Source organism: Rhizobium sp. 01T444, assembly GCF_056398305.1.
Genome location: NZ_JBFTPD010000109.1, coordinates 1 through 950, shown reverse-complemented (window position 1 = coordinate 950; position 950 = coordinate 1). Strand labels below are relative to the sequence as shown.

Below are 950 nucleotides of genomic sequence, written 5' to 3'. Positions count from 1 at the left end.
CCAACAAGGTGTGCGTGGCCATCGCCCGAGAGCTCGCTGGCTTCGTCTGGGATCTGAGCCGCCACGTCACCCCGCAGGCTTCTATGCCTGCCCCGCAGCAACATTGAATTGATTGCGTTCACACCGCACCGCAAACGCGACGAATGCACACGATAGGGGAACCCTCGATCGGACTATGTGGGCATCCAACCGGATGATCCCCGTCACTAGAGCGAGGCAGCCCCGCGACGCAGCCATGTAATGCGGTACCCAATCCGCGGATATCAGCGTGATTCATCGTCGCTAAAGCTGCATGCGTCGAGTCCAAGGTGCGGTGTGACGTTCTTTTAACTTCGTCATCCCATGCGCTATCGCGAAGCTTCGCGAGGAAATACCTCGTGCCCTCTTGACAAAACGGGCCATATCAGTCCGAAGTTCCAGCGCCGCGTGCGCCGGTTTCAGCCAATAAGCCCTCTGGAATCAATGAGATAGGTGCTTTCTTGGTTTGCTGGATGTAGGCATGTATTTTCTTGAATATGCCAATGACATCGCCTATATATGTAGGCATGCATGTCCATGTTGTACCGAACCGGGGCTCGCCCCCCACCGTGCTGCTGCGCGAGTCCTATCGCGAGGGCTCCAAGGTAGGCAAACGCACGCTTGCCAATTTGTCGAGCCTGTCGGCCGCGCAGATCGAAGCTATTCGCGCAGCGCTGCATGGCGAGGCCTTGCAGCCAGTAGCGCAGTGCTTCGAGATCACCGCATCGCGTTCGCATGGCCATGTGCAAGCCGCTGCGCTGACCCTGCAGCGCCTGGGCCTTGCCTCACTTGTCGCCTCCAAGCCCTGCCGCGAACGCGACCTGGTGCTGGCGATGGTGGCCGCGCGCATCGTCGCTGCGCACACCAAGCTCGCCACCACCCGCTGGTGGCACACCACGACGCTGGCCGAGGACTTCGGCGTGGCCGATGCG

1 pseudogene is annotated in these 950 nt (G+C 60.4%); it reads left to right on the top strand.

Going from position 1 to position 950, the window contains the following annotated elements:
- Nucleotides 1–521: 521 nt before the first annotated feature.
- Nucleotides 522–950 (top strand): annotated as a pseudogene (locus tag AC1DTN_RS37370) (IS1634-like element ISMasp1 family transposase); the annotation flags it as partial.